General features: G+C 54.5%; 15 protein-coding genes. All 15 read left to right on the top strand.

All coding sequences use genetic code 11. The features are described from left to right. Nucleotides 1-59: 59 nt before the first annotated feature. The gene (gene tsf / locus ACFPOF_RS04395; RefSeq protein WP_378129960.1) at nt 60-710 is read left to right on the top strand and encodes a translation elongation factor Ts; all 651 of its coding nucleotides are present in this window, start codon (nt 60-62) and stop codon (nt 708-710) included. Between the two features lie 75 nt (nt 711-785). Next, complete coding sequence (pyrH, locus tag ACFPOF_RS04400) at nt 786-1,514, top strand: UMP kinase (RefSeq protein ID WP_378129962.1); 729 nt, start codon at nt 786-788, stop codon at nt 1,512-1,514. Continuing rightward, complete coding sequence (gene frr / locus ACFPOF_RS04405) at nt 1,514-2,068, top strand: ribosome recycling factor (protein WP_378129964.1); 555 nt, start codon at nt 1,514-1,516, stop codon at nt 2,066-2,068. Before pyrH ends, frr begins: the two co-directional genes overlap by 1 nt. Before the next feature lie 91 nt (nt 2,069-2,159). Next, nucleotides 2,160-2,960: an isoprenyl transferase gene (locus tag ACFPOF_RS04410; RefSeq protein ID WP_378129966.1), complete on the top strand. Its 801-nt coding sequence runs from the start codon at nt 2,160-2,162 to the stop codon at nt 2,958-2,960. 4 nt (nt 2,961-2,964) lie between these two features. Further along, on the top strand, nt 2,965-3,756 hold the full coding sequence (locus tag ACFPOF_RS04415) for a phosphatidate cytidylyltransferase (protein ID WP_378129968.1): 792 nt from the start codon (nt 2,965-2,967) through the stop codon (nt 3,754-3,756). A 69-nt stretch (nt 3,757-3,825) separates the two neighbouring features. Then, the gene (locus tag ACFPOF_RS04420) at nt 3,826-4,971 is read left to right on the top strand and encodes a 1-deoxy-D-xylulose-5-phosphate reductoisomerase (RefSeq protein WP_378129969.1); all 1,146 of its coding nucleotides are present in this window, start codon (nt 3,826-3,828) and stop codon (nt 4,969-4,971) included. A gap of 84 nt (nt 4,972-5,055) precedes the next feature. Continuing rightward, nucleotides 5,056-6,324 carry an RIP metalloprotease RseP gene (rseP, locus tag ACFPOF_RS04425; protein WP_378129970.1) on the top strand — a complete coding sequence of 423 codons (1,269 nt, stop codon included), beginning with the start codon at nt 5,056-5,058 and terminating at the stop codon, nt 6,322-6,324. A gap of 64 nt (nt 6,325-6,388) precedes the next feature. Then, nucleotides 6,389-7,837 (top strand): proline--tRNA ligase, encoded by a 1,449-nt coding sequence (proS, locus tag ACFPOF_RS04430; RefSeq protein ID WP_378129972.1) that lies wholly within the window; start codon nt 6,389-6,391, stop codon nt 7,835-7,837. Between the two features lie 271 nt (nt 7,838-8,108). Next, nucleotides 8,109-12,440 carry a PolC-type DNA polymerase III gene (locus ACFPOF_RS04435; protein WP_378129974.1) on the top strand — a complete coding sequence of 1,444 codons (4,332 nt, stop codon included), beginning with the start codon at nt 8,109-8,111 and terminating at the stop codon, nt 12,438-12,440. Nucleotides 12,441-12,640: 200 nt separating this feature from the next. After that, complete coding sequence (gene rimP / locus ACFPOF_RS04440) at nt 12,641-13,102, top strand: ribosome maturation factor RimP (RefSeq protein WP_378129976.1); 462 nt, start codon at nt 12,641-12,643, stop codon at nt 13,100-13,102. Between the two features lie 39 nt (nt 13,103-13,141). Further along, entirely contained in the window at nt 13,142-14,239 is a 1,098-nt protein-coding gene (nusA, locus tag ACFPOF_RS04445) for a transcription termination factor NusA (protein WP_378129978.1), read from the top strand. 11 nt (nt 14,240-14,250) lie between these two features. Next, entirely contained in the window at nt 14,251-14,571 is a 321-nt protein-coding gene (gene rnpM, locus ACFPOF_RS04450; RefSeq protein ID WP_378129980.1) for an RNase P modulator RnpM, read from the top strand. Continuing rightward, complete coding sequence (locus tag ACFPOF_RS04455) at nt 14,555-14,887, top strand: L7Ae/L30e/S12e/Gadd45 family ribosomal protein (protein ID WP_378129982.1); 333 nt, start codon at nt 14,555-14,557, stop codon at nt 14,885-14,887. The genes rnpM and ACFPOF_RS04455 overlap by 17 nt, the downstream gene beginning before the upstream one ends. Then, a complete protein-coding gene (gene infB, locus ACFPOF_RS04460; RefSeq protein ID WP_378129984.1) occupies nt 14,880-18,053 on the top strand; it encodes a translation initiation factor IF-2 in 3,174 nt (1,057 codons plus the stop codon). Before ACFPOF_RS04455 ends, infB begins: the two co-directional genes overlap by 8 nt. A gap of 64 nt (nt 18,054-18,117) precedes the next feature. Then, on the top strand, nt 18,118-18,474 hold the full coding sequence (gene rbfA, locus ACFPOF_RS04465) for a 30S ribosome-binding factor RbfA (RefSeq protein WP_378129986.1): 357 nt from the start codon (nt 18,118-18,120) through the stop codon (nt 18,472-18,474). The last annotated feature ends 15 nt before the right edge of the window (nt 18,475-18,489 follow it).

The following is an 18,489-nucleotide window of genomic DNA, read 5'->3' on the forward strand; positions in this document are numbered from 1 at the left end:
CTTTTTTTCCAGAAAACATACCTGGCCGATTAAGGCCTTAACTATTAGGAGGAATACGAATGGCAGTTAACGCAGCAGACGTGAAAACGCTCCGCGAAAGAACAGGAGCAGGCATGCTGGATTGCAAAAAAGCTCTCGAGGAAGCAAACGGAGATTTGACGAAAGCAGCCGAACTGCTCCGCGAAAAAGGACTTTCCGCGGCAGCGAAAAAAGGCGACCGCGTCGCTACTGAAGGCGTCGTTGAGTCCTACATCCACGCAGGCGGACGTATCGGCGTTCTCGTCGAAGTCAACTGCGAAACGGACTTCGTCGGAAAAACCGACCAATTCCGCACATTCGTTAAAGACATCGCGATGCAGATCGCAGCGGCTAACCCTAAGTTCCTGAGCCGGGAAGAAGTATCCCAAGCCGAACTGGACAAAGAAAAAGAAATACTCCGCAACCAAGCGCTGAACGAAGGCAAACCGGAGAAAATCGTCGACAAAATGGTCGAAGGCCGCATGAACAAATTCTATGAGGAAAACTGCCTCATGGAGCAAGTGTTCGTAAAGGATCAAGATAAAACGATCACGATGTTGTTGAACGAGAAAATCGCTGCAATCGGCGAGAAAATCTCCATTCGCAGATTCGCGCGTTTCGAACTGGGCGAAGGCCTAGAGAAAAAAGTGGACAACTTCGTCGAAGAAGTTATGGCGCAAGTTAAACAATAAGATCGGTTTTACCCTTTTGGGAACACGGCGTGTTCCCTCTTTTTTAACCATCAGAACGGTTGGAGGTACAACAATTTGGAACGTCCCGTCTATAAACGTGTAGTATTGAAGGTAAGCGGCGAATCGTTGTCCGGGCCGAACGGCTACGGCATCGACGCATCGACGATTCTGTCGATTGCAGAGCAGATCAAAGAAGTGATCGAGCTCGGCGTTGAAGTGGCGATCGTATGCGGCGGCGGCAACATCTGGCGCGGCATTGCCGGCAGCCAGAAGGGCATCGACCGCGCGACGGCCGATTATATGGGCATGTTGGCGACGGTCATGAATTCTCTGGCGCTTCAAGACGCGCTCGAACAGATGGACGTGCCAAGCCGCGTTCAGACATCGATTGCGATGCAGCAAATTGCCGAGCCTTACATTCGTCGCCGCGCGATTCGCCATTTGGAGAAAGGGCGCGTCGTTATTTTCGCGGCGGGAACGGGTAACCCCTTCTTCTCGACCGATACGACGGCTGCGCTTCGTGCGGCGGAGATCGAAGCAGAAGTCATTCTGATGGCGAAAAACAAAGTCGACGGCGTCTACAGCGCAGATCCGTTCAAAGACGCAACGGCAGAGAAATACGAGCAATTGACGTATATGGACGTCCTGAATAAAAACTTGGGCGTAATGGACTCTACCGCATCGTCTCTTTGCATGGACAACAATATCCCGCTTCTCGTATTCGCAATTACCGAGAAAGGCAATATTAAACGTGCCGTCCTGGGCGAGAAGATCGGCACGATCGTAAAGGGGAGCACAGACTAATGCCGCAAGCGATCAAGAAAGACGCAGAAGAACGGATGGAGAAAGCGCTGGGCGCGCTGAAGCGCGACCTTCAAACGCTGCGCGCAGGCAAAGCATCGGCAGCGATGCTGGACCGCGTACAAGCGGACTATTACGGAACGCCAACACCGATTAACCAGATGGGTTCGATCAACACGCCGGACTCTCGGACGATCATTATTACACCATGGGACAAAACCGCTCTCGGCGCGATCGAGAAAGCGATCATGAAATCCGATGTCGGACTGACGCCGGCGAACGACGGCAGCATCATTCGCCTGATCGTACCTCCATTGACGGAAGAGCGACGTGCCGAGCTTGCCAAATCGACGAAGAAATTTGGCGAGGAAGCGAAAGTCGCGATCCGGAACATTCGGCGCGACGCGAACGACGAGATCAAGAAAAAAGAAAAAGGCGAGATTTCGGAGGACGAGTCCCGCCGCCACCAGGAAGACGTACAGAAGATCACCGACAAATATGTCGCCGAAGTGGACAAAATTCTTGCCTCCAAAGAAAAAGAAATTATGGAAGTGTAATGCACGAGCGCAAGACCCCTCCGAAAGGTGGGGTTTATTCTCTTTTGTTGAACCGGCGGAGTAAGATTGCCCGCCTTTGGGGGGAACGGCAATGAGTGGAATCGGAGGATGGCTCCGCAAGCTGAAGAGCGGCGTCTTCAAGGACGAAGACATTCGGCACACGCAAGTGAAGTCCGAAGCCCTTCCGGAGGGCGATAACGTGCCGGAGCATATCGCTATCATCATGGACGGCAACGGCCGTTGGGCGAAAGCACGCGGATTACCGCGGGTGGCAGGGCACCATAATGGAATGAAAGCGGTCAAACGCGTGACGAAAGCGGCCGACCGCATCGGCGTCAAAGTATTGACGTTGTATGCGTTCTCCACGGAAAACTGGAAAAGGCCACAATCCGAAGTCGAGTATATCATGAAGCTTCCGCAAGAGTTTTTGGCTTTGGAGCTCGGCGAACTCATCGAGAACAACGTCCAGGTCCGCATGATGGGGCGGCGGGAGTTTCTGCCCGCGCACACACTAACGGCAATCGAAGAAGCGATCGAACGGACGAAAGACAATACAGGTCTTATTTTGAATTTTGCGTTGAATTACGGCAGCCGCAGCGAGATTGTCGATGCGGTCAAAGAACTGGCGAGGCTTTCCGCAGCTGGCGAGCTTAACCCGGAAAATATCGGAGAAGCCGACATTTGCGGACAATTGCTATCGAGCGGCCTTCGGGACCCCGATCTGCTTATCCGTACAAGCGGTGAGCTAAGGCTAAGTAACTTCATGCTCTGGCAGCTCGCATACAGTGAATTTTGGTTCACGGACGTGTACTGGCCGGAATTCGACGAACATCATCTTTACGACGCCGTTCGCGAGTACCAGAGACGCGCACGGCGATACGGGGGGCTTTGACACGATGGGTCAACGGATCGTGACCGGAGTTGTCGCCGGCGCGGCATTTATCGGCTTGCTTCTAGCGGGGGGCTGGTACTATACGGGGCTCCTGCTTCTGCTGGCGTTGATCGGCTATTGGGAATACGCCAGACTGAACGGACAGCGTTGGACACGACTGGACGTGTTGTTCGGATTCGCGGCTGTCGCGCTTATTGCACTTCCGAAGCTCCCCTTCGAATGGGAGTTGCCCTCTTTCGAAGCGGTAACGTGGGTGCTGATGTTTATTCTACTGAGCGCGACGGTATTCAGCAAAAACCGGATTCAGCTTGAACATGCAAGCGTTATGTTTCTCGGCGCCGTTTATGTCGGAACAGGCTTTCACTACATGGCGGTTACAAGGGATCTCGAACACGGCATATTCTGGTCTGCGCTTACTTTTTTCTGTATTTGGGCTTCTGATGCGGGGGCGTACTTTGTCGGAAAAGCGATTGGAAAGACAAAGCTATGGCCGTCCATTAGTCCGAACAAAACGATCGAAGGCGCGCTCGGAGGTCTCGTTATCGCCGTCGTTGTCGGTCTCGTGTTCGCATATTGCCAGTCGGAATGGCTCGGTTATGGACAAGCGGCGCTCATCGGCTTGACTGCGGCGGTCGCAGGTCAACTGGGAGACTTAGTGCAGTCGGCTTACAAACGTTTCCGCGGCGTGAAAGATTCCGGACAATTGTTGCCGGGTCACGGCGGCGTGCTCGATCGAACGGACAGCTGGCTAATCGTGTTTCCGCTTGTCCATCTACTCGGACTGCTGACGATGTAAGAATCGTTTCGACTACATAATGAAAAAGTTCGACAAGTACGGTTATCCGTTTTTGGGGGAGCATCATCGATGAAAAAAATTGCGATTTTGGGGAGCACCGGTTCGATCGGGACGCAGACGCTGGATGTTGTATCCCGGATGCCGGAACATTTTGAAGTTGTCGGATTAGCGGCCGGCAACAACGTCGATTTGCTGCTTGAGCAAGTTCACGCGTTTAAGCCGCAATGGGTGTCCGCCGGCAACGAAGCTCTCGCGGACCGCATTCGTGCCGAGGCGCCGCAAGGCGTACGCGTGCTGTCAGGAGAAGCGGGGTTGACGGAGATCGCCTCCCATGCAGGTGCTGATTACGTCGTCTGTTCCCTGATCGGCAGCGTAGGACTTAAATCGACGCTGGCGGCGATCGAAGCGGGCTCCGACATCGGCCTAGCCAACAAAGAATCGCTTGTGACGGCAGGTCATCTCGTGATGGACAAAGCGAAGCGCAGAGGTGTGTCCATTCTACCGATCGACAGCGAGCATTCCGCTATTTTTCAATGCTTAAACGGCGAGGATGTATCAACGATCAACCGACTTATCGTGACCGCTTCGGGAGGCAGTTTCCGCCATCTGGGCAGGGAAGAGCTAACCGGCGTAACGGTCGAGGACGCCTTGAAACATCCGAACTGGAGCATGGGCGCCAAAATCACGATCGACTCGGCGACAATGGTCAACAAAGGGCTCGAAGTGATTGAGGCCCACTGGTTGTTCGGTTTGCCTTACGATCGTATCGACGTTATGCTCCACCCGGAAAGCATCGTCCACTCGATGGTTGAATTCGTCGACACAAGCGTTATGGCGCAGCTTGGCAACCCCGACATGCGAGTGCCGATCCAATATGCGCTCACATATCCGAAGCGTGTCGTCTCGCCGGCTACGCCGCTGGATCTGCTGAAGCAAGGTACGCTGCACTTCAAGCCGATGGACTTCGATCGTTACCCGTGCTTGCTCCTTGCGTACGAAGCAGGACGCAGCGGCGGCACGGCGACGACCGTCTATAGCGCGGCCAACGAAGTTGCCGTCGCTCGTTTTTTGCGCAAGGAAATTTCATTTCTCGCCATCGAACGCATTATTGAGGACGTACTGGCCAAACATGCCGGCATTTCCGATCCCGACCTCGAAACCATATTGGAGACGGACGCTTGGGCCCGCTCGGAGGCGTCCGCGAGCGAAGTTTAAGCGACAGGGTATTCTCTTGTAACGGCTCGGAGAATAATGTTAATCTAAGAGCAGCCGTTCGCTCGGTATGAAGGGGTTGAATCGATGGGAAATATTCAAGTCGCGTTGTTGACCGTGCTTATGTTTTTCTTGCTTGTCTCGCTGCACGAATGGGGACACTTTTACTTCGCGCGGAGAGCCGGCATTCTCGTGCGTGAATTCGCGATCGGCTTCGGGCCGAAGCTTTTTTCAATCAAACGCGGGGAAACCCGTTACACGTTGCGGTTGCTGCCGATCGGCGGGTTCGTGCGCATGGCGGGGGAAGATCCGGAAATCGTCGAAGTGCAGGCCGGGCAGACGCTTGCCGTTCGCGTGAAGGACGGGCTCGTAACGAGGCTGTATTTGGATAAGCTTGGAGAGCGGTCCGGTACCGGTGTTTTCAGCGGAGAAGTGACGGCGGTCGACCTGGAAAACCATTTGTTCATCTCTCTGAATGTCGATGGGGAAATCGAGAAGTACAACGTGCATCCGCAAGCGCTTGTCATTGCAAGAGGACGCGAGACGCAGATTGCGCCACTCGATCGTCAATTCGGGCAGAAGTCTGTCGGCAAGAGAGCTCTTTCGATCTTTGCCGGACCGGTCATGAATTTCCTGCTTGCCTTTGTATTGTTTGGCTTGTATTTCGTGTTGCAAGGCGTTCCTTCCGACACTTCTTCGAAAGTGTTCGTTTCCCACATCAGCGCTGGAGGCCCGGCTGAGCTCGGTGGACTTCACAGCGATGACTTGGTCAAATCGATCAACGGGCATGAAATCGGAGGAGACGTAGATCTGGCCATCTCCCAGATCAAATCATCTCCCGGCAAAGCGATGACGTGGATCGTTGATCGTAACAGCAAGCAAGTGACCTTGAAAATTACGCCGGACTCGAAAACGGGGCTGATCGGCATCGCTTTTGTGGGTGAATATCGGAAAACAGGGGCATTGGAGACGGTGCGTCTTTCCGGAGAGGCGATGAAATTTACGACCGAGATGATTTTCCAAGGCTTCCGCAAAATCGTGTTCGGCGAAGTGAAGCTGGACGATCTCGGCGGACCGGTGAAGACGACGCAAATGACTTGGCAGATCGCAAAGGAAGGTCTTCCGGATTTAACGAGATGGGCAGCCATTCTCAGCTTGTACTTGGGGATCTTTAACCTGCTGCCGATTCCCGCGCTCGACGGCAGCCGATTGCTTTTCCTCGGTCTGGAAGCGGTGCGGGGCAAGCCGGTCGATCCGAGCCGCGAAAGTATGGTGCACCTCATCGGTTTCGCCATGCTCATGCTGCTCATGATCGTCGTCACGTACAATGATATAATCGGGTTGGTTAAGGATTAAGCCACTTTCGGCTTAACGCCGCATAGCATACCGCAACATTTAACGTAGGAGTTGGGGAACCGTCATGTCGAAGGATAAAGCGTTCGTTACGGAAATTACGCCGCAGAGCGAAGATTTTTCCCGTTGGTATATCGATGTCATCAAGAAAGCCGAACTGATGGATTACTCGCCGGTTCGCGGCTGTATCGTCTTCCGTCCGGAAGGGTACGAGCTATGGGAGAATATCCAAAGAGATCTTGACCGCAGATTTAAAGAAACAGGGCACAGGAATGCTTATTTCCCGTTGTTCATCCCCGAAAGTTTTTTCCAGAAGGAACAGGAGCACGTCGAGGGGTTTAATCCCGAGCTCCCATTTGTGACGGAAGCGGGCGGTGAGCCGCTCGAAGAGAAGCTGGCGATTCGGCCGACTTCCGAAACGATGTTCGGGCATATGTATGCCAAATGGATTAACTCGTACCGCGATTTGCCGATGCTTATCAATCAATGGGCGAACGTCGTCCGCTGGGAGAAAAGAACGCTTCCGTTCCTGCGGACAAGCGAGTTCCTCTGGCAGGAAGGACATACGGCCCATGAAGACGAGGCGGATGCTCGCCGTGAGACGATGCAAATGCTCGACGTCTATACCGAGTTCGTCGAGAACGTGCTTGCTATCCCGGTCATCCGCGGTCAGAAGACGCCGTCGGAGCGATTCGCGGGAGCTGTCGACACTTATTCCATCGAAGCGATGATGAAAGACGGACGGGCAGTGCAAGCAGGTACTTCCCATTATCTCGGTACGAAATTCGCAGTCGCATTCGATATCAAATATCTCGATCGCGAGAATACGCAGCAATATTGTCACACGACTTCATGGGGCGTAAGCACGCGTTTGATCGGCGCGCTGATTATGGTGCACGGCGATGACCGCGGTCTTGTCATGCCGCCCAAAGTGGCGCCTACACAAGTCGTTATGATTCCGATCGGGCCGCCGAAGACGCGCGAAGTCGTTATCGGCAAGACGGACGAGCTGTTCTCGCAGTTGAAAGCTGCAGGCGTTCGCGTTCGCGTTGACGATCGGGCTGACGTGTCTCCCGGCTGGAAGTTTAACGAATACGAAATGAGAGGCATCCCGCTGCGTCTTGAGCTCGGGCCGCGCGATATCGAGAACGGACAATGCGTGCTTGTTTCCCGTGTGACCGGCGAGAAGAAATCCGTGCCTCTCGACAATATCGTCGCCGAAGTGCAGGCGATGTTGGAACAAATCCACGGCGAAATGTTCGAACGCGCCAAGCGTTTCCGTGAGGAAAACTTCTTCTCCGTCGAGACGCTGGATGAATTCAAGTCGGCGCTGGAAGAGAAGCGCGGTTTCGCGCTCGCCGGCTGGTGCGGCTCGGACGCATGCGAGGCGCAAGTCAAGACGGAAACCGGGGCGACAAGCCGCAACATTCCGTTCGAGCCTGCCGAGACGAAGACGAAATGTCTCGTCTGCGGAGAAGCTTCGCAGCATACGGTTGTGTTCGCGCGGGCCTATTAAGACGAATTATTAAAAAACTGCAAGCGACTCGTGATTGTGTCGCTTGCAGTTTTTTTAGTTTGGAAGAAGCATGCTCAGATGGTATGCGGTAATTGCGACCTGGCTCCGTTCACAAACGTTTGCCATGGCTTCGGCCCGTTCTCTATTGCTCCGCCCTACTCATTCAGGTAGAATAATAGACAAAGCGCATACGATAGCTTCCGGGCTTTATTCACGGAAGCTTTTCTATTTACGGGATCTACGGAACGGAAAAGAAGAGAGGAATGAAGCGATGCAGCCGACGAACGATGGACGCAAAAGATTCGAGGTGCTGCTGCAGCAGGCCGAACTGCCGACCGAATGGCTTAACCAGCATTTTCGCGACGGTCAGATCGAGAAGGTGGAAATTAGCCGTTCGCGAAAAGAATGGACAATCTATACGACCAAAGAGGCGCTGCTGCCGAAAGCGGTTTATGCGGGTTTCGTCGAGAGGGTGAAAGCGAAGCTCGGTCACGTCGCTGACATTACGCACGTGCTGCGGTATGCGAGCCAAGTGACGACGGAGCAGATCGTACGGGAGTACTGGCCGCTCTTTATCGAATGGATGCAGCGGGAAGTCGCCTCCGCAGGCGGCTGGTTGGCGAAAGCGGAGCTTGAGTTCGACAAGGAACTCGTCACGATTGCACTTATGAACGAGACGAATCTTGGGCTTGCGCGCAAAAAGGAGCTTGACGTTCAGGCAGTCAAATATTACGAGGAACGGTTCGGCCGTTCGCTCCGAATCAAGATGACGGTCGGCGAGACGACGCCGGACACTTACAACGATTTCACGCAGAAAATCGAGCAGGAAAATCGCGCCGCCATCGAGCTGATGATGGCCAGCGTGCGGGAAGAGGCGCCGGTCGAGGAAGGCGAACCGCCGCAAGTGCTTGCCCACGGCTATGACATTAAGGAACCTGCTGTGCCGATTCAGGAAATTCGCGAGGAAGAGAAGAAAGTGACCGTGCAAGGGGCGGTGTTCGGCCTGGAGACGAAGGAACTTCGGACGGGCAGCACGCTGTTTACGTTCTCGGTGACGGATTTCTCCGATTCGCTGTCTTGCAAAGTGTTCGGCAAAAATAAAGAAGATATCAAAATGCTCAGCCTGCTCGCCAACGGCAAATGGGTGAAGCTAAGAGGGAAAATCGAATATGACCGGTTCCTGAACCCGCCAGAGCTTGTCATGTTTCCGAGCGATATTCGCGAGGTCTCCGCACCATCCGAACCGAAGGATACGGCCGAAGAGAAGCGTGTCGAGTTCCATTTGCATACGACGATGAGCACGATGGACGCAGTCACGCCGGTTGACGTCTACATCAAGACTGCGGCGAAATGGGGGCACAAAGCGGTTGCCATTACGGACCATGCGAACGTGCAATGTTACCCGGAGGCCGCGAAGGCCGGTAAAAAGCACGGCATTAAAGTGCTGTTCGGTGTCGAAGCGAACGTCGTGAGCGACTCCGTGCCAATGGTCATTCAACCACGGGAGCAAAGTTTGGCCGATGCCGAATACGTCGTGTTCGATATCGAGACAACGGGCTTGTCGGTTACGGACAACAAAATAATCGAGCTTGCCGGCATTAAGATGGTGAACGGCCAGGAGACGGGACGATACTCGACGTTCATCAACCCGCATGAGCCGATCCCGTATAACATTCAGCAATTGACGAACATTACGGACGAAATGGTTCAGGATGCACCGGAACTTGAGCCGAAGCTGAAGGAGTTCGTCACATTCGTTGGCGATGCAGTGCTTGTTGCACACAATGCGCGTTTCGATATCGGCTTTATCCAGGAAAACTTGAAGCGGATCGGGGAGCCCCTGCTCCAGAATCCGGCGCTCGACACGCTTGAACTGGCGCGTTTCTTGCATCCTACGATGAAAAATCATCGTCTGAATACGCTCGCCGCGCTGTACAAAGTCTCGCTCGAAAATCATCACCGGGCGATCGACGATACGATTGCGCTCGGCGGAATTTTGAACGGTCTATTGAAAGATACGCTCGATCGGGGCGTTATCGGACTTCATCAATTAAACGAAGTTAACATCAACAGTTGGAAGACGACGCGGCCGTTCCATTGCGGCATTTATGCGCTGAACGCGACCGGCAAGAAAAATTTGTTTAAGCTGATCTCGCTGTCGCATACCGATTATTTGAACAAGACCGCCTGCATCCCGAAGAGCAAACTTGTCGAATATCGCGAAGGTTTGCTTGTCATATCCGGTTGCGAGAAAGGCGAGCTGTTCGAGACGGTGCTGAACAAGTCGCAGGAAGAGGCGGAAGAGGTCGCGCAATTTTACGACGTGCTCGAAATTCAGCCGCTCGATTTCTACATGCATTTGCTTGATAAAGGGCTCGTCTCCAGCCGCGCGGCGCTAGAAGAAGCGCTGAGGCGCATCGTTCGCATCGGCGAGAAACTAATGAAACCTGTAATCGCAACCGGCAACGTGCACTACCTGCTCCCGCGGGAAAAAATATTCCGCGACATCACGATTCACGGAATTACAGGCTTCAGTCCGCTGAAAGACCAACGCAAGCCGGACGCGCATTTCCGTACGACAGCGGAAATGCTCGAAGCATTCCAGTTTCTTGGACCGGAGAAAGCGAAGGAAGTCGTTGTGACGAACACGTCTGCACTTGCGGATCGATTCGAGCCTTTCGATATGTTCCCAAGCAAAGGCGGGCCCGTAGACAACGGGCTGTTCTCGCCGATCTTCGAAGGCGCGGACGAGGAAATCCGTGCGACGTGTTACGAAACGGCGAAATCGATGTACGGCGAAGAGCTTCCCGAGGTCGTGACGGCTCGGCTAGAGAAGGAACTCGTGCCGATTATCAAGTTCGGCTTCGCGGCCAACTATCTCATTTCCGAGAAGCTCGTCAAAAAATCGAACAGCGACGGCTATCTCGTCGGTTCACGGGGGTCGGTCGGCTCGTCAGTCGTCGCGACGTTCCTCGGCATCTCAGAAGTCAATCCGCTGCCCGCACATTACTTGTGCCGTAATCCCGAATGCAAAAACAGCGAATGGTTTCTGGACGGCAGCGTGCCGAGCGGTTTCGACTTGCCGGACAAAACATGCCCGAATTGCGGAACGATCATGAGAGGGGAAGGGCAAGACATTCCGTTCGAGACGTTCCTAGGGTTCAAAGGGGACAAAGTTCCCGATATCGACTTGAACTTCTCGGGCGACTATCAACCGCATGCCCATAACTATACGAAAGTGTTGTTTGGGGAGAAGCAAGTGTTCCGCGCGGGGACGATTGGCACGGTTGCGGAGAAGACGGCATTCGGATTCACGAAGAAATACGAGGAAGAGCACGGCAAGTCGTGGCGCGGAGCTGAGTTGAACCGGCTTGCGTCGGGCTGCACGGGTGTTAAGCGAAGCACAGGCCAGCATCCCGGAGGCATCGTAGTCGTACCGAATTATATTGATGTCGAAGATGTAACGCCGGTTCAATTTCCGGCAGACGACAAAAACTCCGAGTGGCAAACGACACACTTCGATTATCACGCCTTCGAAGCGAATTTGCTCAAACTCGATATTCTAGGACATGACGATCCGACGATGATGCGGATGCTGCAAGATTTGACCGGTGTCGATCCGACAACGATTCCGATGAACGATCCGAAAGTCATGAGCTTATTCAATTCGGTCGAAGCGCTCGGCGTATCGCCTCAGAAAATTCGTTCGAACGTCGCAACTTTCGGCGTACCGGAGATGGGCACGAGGTTCGTTCGTCAGATGCTTGAGGAGACGAAGCCGTCTTCGTTCGCCGATTTGCTCCAAATATCGGGACTATCCCACGGTACGGGCGTATGGCTCGGCAATGCGCAAGAGTTGATCAAGAACGGCACATGTACGATCAAAACCGTAATCGGCTGCCGGGACGACATTATGCTTTTCCTCATCTATAAAGCAGGAATGGATGCATCGCTCGCGTTCAAAATTACCGAAAGCGTCCGGAAGGGCAAAGGGTTGACCCCGGAGTGGATCGAGGAAATGAAGCGGTGCAAAGTGCCGCAATGGTACATCGACTCTTGCTTGCGTATCGAGTACATGTTCCCGAAAGCCCATGCTTCGGCTTATGTTATTTCTGCGGTGCGAACGGCGTTCTTCAAATTGTATTATCCCATCCAATATTACGCGACGTATTACTCGGTGCGCGCCGCCGACTTCGACGTCGAACTGTTCTGCCAAGGGTATGAAGCGATTCTGAAAATGCTCATCGAAATCGAGGAGAAAGGTTTCCAAGCGACGACGAAAGAGAAAAATATGATTTCCATCCTCGAGATGGGACTCGAGATGACGGCGCGCGGGTTCAAATTCAAATCGATCGATTTGTATCGGTCGGAAGCGACGCGTTTCCTGGTCGACGGTGACAGTCTCATTCCACCATTCGGCGCCATCCCCGGCGTCGGGGAAAATGCGGCGCGCAACATTGCGGCGGCTCGGGAAGACGGCGAATACTTGTCGATCGAAGACTTCCAGCAGCGCTCGAAAGCAAGTAAAACGATCGTCGAACTGCTTGCCGGACTTGGTGCTTTCCGCGGCTTGCCCGAATCGAACCAGCTTATGCTGTTCTAGGAAAGCGAAGGAAAGTTGTAGTTGCCAGCTTCGTCAAGATTATGGTATATTAATTTTGGTAATCATGTGGATAACACTGTCTGCAGAAGAGTGGGGAAACCCACTCTTTCCGTTTTGTCTGCGGTCATTTTGCGTTGCGCGGGATGGAAATGCGGGGGGCGGAGAGACAATCCAGCTGTAACATCGGGAGGTCAACCCATTTGAATTCGTCGCAAATCAAATCCATCGTGGAAAACTTTTCTTCTTCATATATGGAGGAGAACGGCTTCGAACTGGTGGACGTGGAGTACGTGAAAGAAGGCAGCAACTGGTTTCTGCGCGTGTACGTGGACAAGGAAGGCGGCATCGACATCGACGATTGCGGCATCGTTTCCGAGTTCATCAGCGGGAAATTAGATGAGCTGGACCCGATCGAGGAAGCGTATTTCCTGGAAGTCAGCTCGCCAGGCGCCGAAAGACCGCTAAAGAAAGCCGAAGATGTCTCGAAAGCGGTCGGCAAACACGTATTCGTAACGACCTACGAGAAAATCGACGGCGCGAAAGAGTTCGAAGGACGTTTGGACAGTTTTGACGGCACGACGCTGAACGTGATGGTTGGTCGGCGCAAAGTCGTCATCCCGTACGACAGAGTAGCGTCCGCGCGGCTGGCCATCGTTTTCTAAATATTTTTTGTCGCGTAAATGAGGAGGAATGATGTTGAAATGAGCATGGAGTTTATAGAAGCGCTGTCCGAAATCGAGCGCGATAAGGGCATCAGCAAGGATGTCCTTATCGAAGCTATCGAAGCGGCACTCATCTCCAGCTATAAGCGTAATTTTAATACGGCTCAGAACGTTCGCGTGGACATTAATCGGACAACAGGGCAGATTAAAGTATATGCGCGCAAGACGGTCGTCGAAGATGTACTTGATCCGCGCTTGGAAATTTCCTTGGAAGCTGCCCGTTCAATCAATCCGCACTATCAATTGGATGACATCGCCGAGATTGAAGTTACGCCTCGCGATTTCGGCCGCATCGCCGCTCAAACGGCGAAACAGGTCGTCACGCAGCGCATTCGCGAAGCGGAACGCGGATTGATCTACCACGCCTACGTGGACAAGGAACAAGACATCGTGACCGGCATTATCCAGCGTATGGACTTGCGCAACTTATACGTCGATCTCGGTAAAGTCGAAGCGGCGCTTCCGCTTACGGAATTGATGCCGACTGACAAGTTCAAGCAATTGGACCGCGTCAAGGCGTTCATTACGAAAGTTGAGAACACGAGCAAAGGACCGCAAATCATCCTTTCCCGCACTCACCCTGGGCTGCTGAAAAGGTTATTTGAGCTTGAAGTTCCGGAAATATTCGACGGTACGGTGGAGATTCGTTCGGTCGCACGCGAAGCGGGATTCCGTTCGAAAATCGCGGTGTACTCCCGCAACGAGGAGGTCGACCCGGTTGGCTCCTGCGTCGGTCAACGGGGAGCTCGCGTCCAATCGATCGTCACGGAACTGAAAGGCGAGAAGATCGATATCGTCAGATGGTCGGAAGCGGTCGACGAATACGTCGCGAACGCGCTTAGCCCATCGAAAGTGTTGGAAGTGATCGTATTCGAAGCGGAGAAAATGGCACGGGTCATCGTGCCGGATTATCAGCTTTCGCTTGCGATCGGCATCAAAGGCCAGAACGCTCGCCTCGCGGCGAAGCTGACCGGTTGGAAAATCGATATCAAGAGTGAGACGCAGGCGGAGCAGGAATACGGCCGTCCGAAAACGAGCGGAGCGACGATGCACCAGGACAGCGTCTCCATCGACTGAGGGGGATCCTCGTGAGACCTAGAAAAATTCCGCAACGCAAATGCGTCGCCTGTCAGCAAATGATGGGCAAAAAAGAGTTGATTCGCGTTGTCCGCTCCCCACAAGGAGATATTCAGATTGACTTGTCGGGCAAGAAACCCGGTCGGGGCGCGTACTTGTGCGGTAAAGTTTCCTGCTTTAAGCTGGCGAAGAAATCTAAGGCGTTCGAGCGTGCGCTCAAAGTGCCCGTCTCCCCCGACATTTACGATCGATTGGAAGCCGACTTCGTGAAAGTCGAAGACGAATTCCAGGCGAGCAAGGAGTTGGCGGACGACGATGAAGCCGGCGAATAAGGCGCTGTCGCGACTGGGCCTCGCTATGAGGGCGGGAAAGCTGATCAGCGGCGAGGAAATCGTGCTGAAGGCAGTTCGCTCGGGGGAAGCGAAGCTTGTGCTGCTTGCGGCAGACGCATCGGACAATACGACGAAAAAAGTCAAAGATAAATGCAATAGTTACGGCGTGCGTTTGCTAATCGGCCACAGCAGATTCGAATTAGGATCTGCGGTCGGCAAACCCGAACGCGTGCTGTTCGCGGTCACGGATCGGGGATTCGCCGATATGCTGATCGCCGGTTGGGTTCAACACTCGGAGGTGGAGAATATTGAGTAAACAAGATCAAACGGATAACAAAGATAAGCTTAGAGTTTACGAATACGCCAAGCAGCTCAACATGAGCAGCAAAGAAATTATTACGATATTGAAGCGGCAAAACATGCCGGTCAATAACCACATGAGCGTCATGGAAGATGGCATGACACAGTCAGTCGAGAAATTTTTCCGCGACGTGAAAGAGAAAGCGGCGGCCAAAATGTCGCAACAAGCGGCCAAACCGGCGGCTTCCAGCGCGCCATCGGGCGATCGTCGTCCGCAAGGCGGCGCTTCTTCGAATGCGGGTTCCGGCAACAGCGGCAGCGGTTCCGCGTCGCAATCCCGTCCGGCTGCTTCGGTGTCTGCTGCGCCGGCGCCATCCGCAGCGGCTCCAACGCCCGCACCGGCAGCAGCGGCGCCTGCAGCACCTGCTAATCCGGCTCCGACTGCTCCAACGACTCCGGCTCCGGCTGCGCAAGTCAGCGGTCAGGGCGGTCAAAGCGACAGCGGTCGCGATAACAATCGCCCGCAAGGCCAAGGCGGCCAGGGCGGATACAACCGCGATGGCAACCGTCCGCAAGGCCAAGGCGGCCAGGGCGGATATAACCGCGATGGCAACCGTCCGCAAGGCCAAGGCGGCCAGGGCGGATATAACCGCGATGGCAACCGTCCGCAAGGCCAAGGCGGCCAGGGCGGATACAACCGCGATGGCAACCGTCCGCAAGGCCAAGGCGGTCAGGGCGGATACAACCGCGACGGCAACCGTCCGCAAGGCCAAGGCGGCCAGGGCGGATATAACCGCGATGGCAACCGTCCGCAAGGCCAAGGCGGTCAGGGCGGATACAACCGCGATGGCAACCGTCCGCAAGGCAGCGGTCAAGGTGGCGGATATGCAGGCAACCGTCCACAAGGCAGCGGTCAAGGTGGCGGATATGCAGGCAACCGTCCGCAAGGCGGCGGTCAAGGCGGATATGCAGGCAACCGTCCGCAAGGCGGCGGTCAAGGCGGATATGCAGGCAACCGTCCGCAAGGCGGCGGTCAAGGCGGATATGCAGGCAACCGCCCGCAAGGCGGCGGTCAAGGCGGCGGATATGGCAACCGTCCACAAGGCGGCGGTTTCGGCGGAGCGCCTCGCCCGCAAGGTGGAGGTTTCGGTGGCGGCGGCGGAACAAGCAACGCGGCTGCCAGCCGCCCAGGTCAAGGCATCGGCGCAGGACGCAGCTCTTCCGCTGCGGGTGCAGGTGCTCGCGGCGGTCGTCCGGACGGCAAACGCGATGATTTCAATCGCTCGGGTGCTCCGGGCGGGGCGGCAGGCAAACGGAAAGAGAACAATAGCCGTTTCGAAGACGGTCGGACGAATTTCCGCGGTCCGAAAGGCAAAGGCGGCAAAAACGCCCGCAAAGGCAATATGCCTCCTCGCGAGAAAATCGACAACACGCCTAAGAAAGTTATCGTTCGCGGCAGCATGACGGTCGGTGAACTGGCGAAGCTGCTTCATAAAGATGCGTCCGAAGTGATTAAGAAATTGCTCATGATGGGTGTTATGGCGACGATAAACCAAGAGCTCGATCTGGATACGGTACTGCTCGTCATTGGCGAATACGGCGTTGAAACCGAAGTGAAAATCGTCGTCGAGGATACGCAATTCGAGACGGTCGAAGAGAACGACGATCCGGACGATCTGATTTCCCGTCCGCCAGTCGTAACGATCATGGGTCACGTCGACCACGGTAAGACGACGCTTCTTGATGCTATTCGCGAGACAAAAGTCGCAAGCGGCGAAGCTGGCGGCATCACGCAACATATCGGTGCATACCAAGTCGAGATCAACAATAAAAAAATTACGTTCCTGGATACGCCGGGTCACGAAGCGTTCACGACGATGCGTGCCCGCGGTGCTCAGGTGACCGATATTACGATCCTTGTCGTCGCGGCCGACGACGGCGTTATGCCGCAGACGGTCGAAGCGATCGCTCACGCGAAAGCGGCAAACGTGCCGATCATCGTCGCGGTGAACAAAATCGACAAGCCGGGCGCAAACCCGGATAAAGTAAAGCAAGAATTGACAGAATACGGTCTCGTACAGGAAGAGTGGGGCGGCGACACGATTTTCGTTGAAGTGTCCGCCAAGCAACGCATCAACCTGGACGGCTTGCTCGAGATGATTCTTCTCGTTGCGGAAGTGAACGACTACAAAGCGAACCCGGACAAACGGGCGCGCGGTACGGTCATGGAAGCCGAGCTCGACAAAGGCAAAGGGCCGGTTGCCCGCATTCTCGTACAGCACGGTACGCTTAAAGTAGGCGACGCCTTCGTGGCCGGCGACTGCTTCGGACGTATTCGCGCAATGACGAATGACCGCGGACGCCGCATCAAGGAAGCGGGACCATCGACGCCGGTCGAGATTACGGGTTTGACGGAAGTGCCGCAAGCCGGCGATCCGTTCATGGTGTTCGAAGACGAACGCAAAGCGCGCGAAATCGCCGACAAACGTTCGATCAAGACGCGCCAATCGCAGATCAAGGCGAATCAGACGGTTACGCTTGAAGATTTGTTCAGCAAAATCAAAGAAGGCGACATCAAAGAACTTAACGTCATTCTCAAAGCTGACGTTCAAGGCTCGCTTGAGGCGCTTAAAGGCTCGCTCGAGAAAATCGAAATCGAAGGCGTTCGCGTCCGCACGATCTACAACGGCGTCGGCGCCATTACGGAGTCCGATATCGTTCTTGCATCCGCATCGTCCGCGATTGTTATCGGCTTTAACGTCCGTCCGGAGCCGCGCGCGCAACTGATCGCGGACCAGGAAAAAGTGGATGTTCGTTTGCACTCGATCATCTACAAAGTGATCGAGGAAATCGAACATGCGATGAAGGGTATGCTCGATCCGGTGTACAAAGAGAAAGTACTCGGTCACGCGGAAGTTCGTCAGACGTTCAAAGTGACGAAAGTCGGCACGATCGCCGGTTGTATGGTGATCGACGGCAAAATCGCGCGCAACGCAGAAGCTCGTCTTACTCGCGCAGGCGTTGTTCTCTACACGGGCAAGATCGATACGCTCAAACGTTTCAAAGACGATGCGAAAGAAGTGTCGGAAGGTTACGAGTGCGGCATTACGCTCGACAAATTCAACGATTTGCAAGAAGGCGACATCATCGAAGCGTTCGTCATGGAAGCGGTCGAGCGTTAAGCGATTGAGGCCAGCGGCACGTTGAACAACTTTATACAAGCAAGACAGATAAGGTGGGATCAGCATGGCCAAATTTCGGGTCGGGCGGGTCGGCGAACAGATCAAGAAGGAGATCAGCTCCATCATCCAGACGGAGCTGAAAGATCCCCGGATCGGTTTCATTACCGTCACCGGCGTGGACGTCACCAACGATCTGTCTCTCGCGAGAGTGTATTTGAGCATTCTCGGCAGCGAGGAGCAGAAGGCGGAGACGCTGAAAGCGATCGGACGGGCGAACGGATTCCTTCGTTCGGAGCTCGGGCGCAGAGTAAAACTGCGCCATACGCCAGTCATGGAGTTCAAGTTCGACAGCTCTATCGCGTACGGCAGCCACATCGAAGCGTTATTGAACCAAATTAACCAGGATTCTCGTGATAGTTAGAAGATCAGTCGAATG

It is taken from the genome of Cohnella soli, assembly GCF_042655525.1.
In the GTDB taxonomy this organism is placed as follows: Bacteria; Bacillota; Bacilli; order Paenibacillales; family Paenibacillaceae; genus Cohnella; species Cohnella soli.